Here is a 3,832-nt window from a genome sequence, read left to right on the forward strand (position 1 = left end):
ACAATGCAATTTCTTCCGAAGTTTCAGCCCCAATATCCATTCCCACAGGGCCGAAAATCCGCGACTTCTGCGCCTCGGTTACTTCGATTCCTTCTTTGGAAAGTTCATCAAACATCCGGTTCAGCTTCTTCTTGGGTCCGAGCGCGCCAATGTACCTGAACTGATCTTTAAGGATCAATGCTTTCAGAAGTGCCAGATCATAGTTGTAATTATGCGTCATAAGCAGGAAAAATGTCCTGTTATCAGTAGGAACGTGGCCCAGCAAATCCTCCGCTTTTGTAACAATTACCCTGTTTGCTTTCGGGAATCGCTGCCTAGTAGCGTGGCCGCTGCGACCGTCTGCCACGGTAATATCCCAGCCCAATACCGCCGCCATTTCCACCAGCGGAATGGTATCATTGCCCGCGCCGGCGATGATCAGAGCGGGTGGGGGATTGAAATACTCGACGAAGCCGGTTATTTCCTGTTTTTGCAGATTAAAGTTTTTGAAAAAGGAATCTCCCGCCTGATACGCATTGACTGATTCTTCCATCAGGATCGTGGAGGAAAGCAGGTCTTCACCATTGTTAAAAATGAGGTTATCATCCTGCAAATGCAAAAAGCAGGTTCCCGGCTGCTGACCTGTGCGCGAGTTGAGAGAAAACAATGTAATTGCGACTGCGTGCTGCCTTTTCGCCAAAACCCTTTTCAGTAGCTCAACCGGATTGTCGGGCTGTGCAGGCTGAATGGGTTCAAACAAAATATGCACGATACCATTACAACCCAGCTGAACGCCGAGTGTGGTGTCATTTTCGTCAGTGGTATCGTAGGTAACCAGCTTGTTTTTCTGTTGTGAAATGGCCAAAAGCGCTTTTCTGAGTGCATCGCCTTCCAGACAGCCGCCGCTGATCGCGCCTGTAAGTTGTCCGTCATCGGTAACGAGCATGCGCGCGCCGGGCCGCCGGTAGGAGGAACCTTCCACGTGCACGACCGTAGCCAGCGCCATTTTCTTTCCGGCAGCTATCGCCTGTTCATAGGATTTAATGATTTCACTGATCTCTTTCACTGCGGTGCGCTTTTACAATGGATGATAATACCTTCACACTATGCGCAACATCTTCTTCCGTCGAAAATCGCCCGAAGCTAAAACGGAATGAGTTATGGATTGTTTCGTCGGATAATCCCATTGCTTTCAGTACGTAGCTCGGCTGCAAAGTGGCGGAGGAACAGGCAGAGCTGCGCGAGAAAGCAATGTCGCTGCCCGCTTCAAAAATCAGTTTTTCACCTTCTGTTCCTTCAAATGCAATATTGGTCGTGTGTGGCAGGCGCGATGCGGTGGTTCCATTGATACTAATCCCGCCAATTGCTGTAAGTTCTGTTTCAAACTGGTCACGCAGCTTCGCCAGCCGCATTGATTCGGCATTCATTTCTTCCAGGCAAAGCTCACAGGCTTTTCCAAAGCCCACAATGCCGGGTACATTCAGGGTACCGCTCCGCATGTTGCGCTCGTGGCCGCCGCCGTCGATCTGGGCGGTGAGCGTGACAGCCGGGTTCTTCTTGCGCACGTACAATGCGCCCATTCCCTTGGGACCGTACATTTTGTGCGCGCTGAAAGCAAGCAGGTCAATTCCATCTTCCTCCACATTCACCGGGATTTTACCAACCGCCTGCGTTGCATCTGTGAGCAGGAGTACGTGATGTTGCCTGGCAATCGCTGCTATTTCCCGGATCGGATGCACAACCCCCGTTTCATTGTTGGCATACATAATGCAAATCATAACCGTACTGCCTGTGATCGATTTTTGTAACAATTGCAGATCGACGGTTCCGTCACGCTCAACTGGCAGGTAAGTCACGTGTACCGCATTGTTTTCCAAATGCCGGCAGGTATCCAATACTGCTTTATGCTCGGTGGAAATGGTAATAATATGTTGATGCGTCCGTTCGTCGGCTTCCAGTACACCTTTTATGGCCAGGTTAACAGCTTCTGTCGCGCCGGAAGTGAAGACAATTTCATTGGTATGTGCACCGATCAATGCAGCTACCTGCTCGCGCGCAATATCCACCGCTTCCTCGGCTTCCCAACCGTATGAATGCGTTCTGCTGGCCGCATTACCGAACTTCTCGCAGAAGTAAGGCAGCATTTCTTCCAGAACCCTCGGGTCCATGGGAGTAGTAGCATTGTTATCGAGGTAAACGGGCAGCTTCACGGCCATAATTTCTTTCATCAGGAACCAGGTATTTCCTGTTTAACCAAATTAAACAAAAAACCATCTCATTTCATGAACAAGATGGTTTCCAAACTAAAACGAACAGATTACCGGAGTCCCGGTAGTAACTTATGTATAAGGTTCAAAAGTACCTTCTTTAAACAGGTATAGCTGCTTGCTGAGCGGGTCTGCCGCCACGAGGTGAACCCATTCATTGACAAACCATTGATAAATACTGTCCAGCTTTTTGATGGTATCTAAAATGGTGTGCGGCTCCTGTTCCACGATGAAAAGTACCCGCATTGGCTCCCGGTTCTCCGTCAATTCGCGAGGCAAGCCGGATCTTAAATCACCCGAAGAATGATCTGCAAACCCCAGGAACTTGTTGATTTGATGGAGAATCCTTTTGAAACCATTCTGTTTTTTATCGCTTTTTGAAAAGAAATCGGCGAGGCTGCTTTCTCCGTAAAGAGGGATATTAACTTTCAGTATGTTCAGCAGCGAGGTACCGTCGTGGTCTGCGGTATGATCATAGGAATGCAGCATAATGTGTCCGTCCTGATTGATGTTTTCAAAAAGTGAGCTGCTCCCGATCAGGCAAATGCGTGCGGGCAGGTGTTTGTGCTGGTCAGGCGGAACAACGCGGACTTCCTTCTGCTCCCGAATGGGCGCCAGTACCTGATTATAATAGCTCCATTCAAAAGCTTCCTGCCAGATGGTCAGCACCCGGCTTAGTTCCGTGGTTGGTACTTCGGCGAAAAGGTCGGGCAGTGGCTGGGCAAGTCGCGCTGCGAGCGGCGCCCATTCTGCACCAAATTGTCTGTCGATGGCGTCAATTTCGAGCAAAAGCTCAAATGCGACAAGATCGTGCAGCGATATCTTTCTTCCATCCGGGAGGTTTCCGGGTTGATCCTCCGCGGTGGATACCAGTCCCGACCAGCCCGGGTGCGCAAACTGCTGGTCGAAAAGATAGTGTTTAAAAAGCGATTCGTCGCCCACTATCGTATCCAGGAGGTAGGGGATATCGCATTGGGTATATATCAGCAGGTTTCTCGCGTGGCTGGTTTTGAAAATACTTGCTAAACTATTCTGTTCCATTTTCCTGAGCGAAGCCAGGAAGCCATTTTCATGCAAAGGAAATTTCCAGAATGCGCCGCCTTGTTCGAGATAGGCGCTGAGTATCCTGAAAAGTGTGGGATGAACTTTTGCATTGAGATCGATACGGCAGGTATTTTTCCAGACTGCCCGCAATGCACCGATTCTTGGAGTTGTATTGCCTGTATACTTTTTGAACAAAACCCGCTCCCTCCATTCAGACGTATGATCATCCCCGGCTTGTTCAAGAAGCACCTTTTCAAGAATGTCGGGTGTTACTTTTCGTGCATTGTACAGCGCCCGGAAAGCTTCGGGAGAAAGGGAAATTTTGTAGTCCAGGATTTCAGCAGCCTGCCGCACACCAGCATGAAACTTCGAAGTACGAAATCCTTTCAACGGGTTCTCGTGAATGAATTCCTTCGAAGGTAGCCGGATAGGTAAAAGACGCTTCAATTCATCCAGCGTTTCCCGCTCATCGAATGAGCTGCTGGTAGCGTCCATTATACCGGTTGTTGGCATTTGCATTGTCTCCTGCTGATTAGAAGTTT

3 protein-coding genes are annotated in these 3,832 nt (G+C 49.3%); all 3 read right to left on the reverse strand.

Annotation, left to right across the window (positions count from 1 at the left end; all coding sequences use genetic code 11):
* On the reverse strand, window positions 1-1,045 hold a 1,045-nt coding region (locus ACTIE6_RS19980; protein WP_439558326.1), incomplete at its 3' end, for an XdhC family protein.
* Entirely contained in the window at window positions 1,029-2,207 is a 1,179-nt protein-coding gene (locus ACTIE6_RS19985; protein ID WP_439558327.1) for a cysteine desulfurase family protein, read from the reverse strand. The genes ACTIE6_RS19980 and ACTIE6_RS19985, both read right to left, overlap by 17 nt.
* 111 nt (window positions 2,208-2,318) lie before the next feature.
* Window positions 2,319-3,832, reverse strand: a 1,514-nt coding sequence (locus ACTIE6_RS19990; protein ID WP_439558328.1) for a putative inorganic carbon transporter subunit DabA, incomplete at its 5' end; no start/stop codon positions are given.

This window comes from Dyadobacter sp. (assembly GCF_051859145.1).
GTDB lineage: Bacteria > Bacteroidota > Bacteroidia > Cytophagales > Spirosomataceae > Dyadobacter.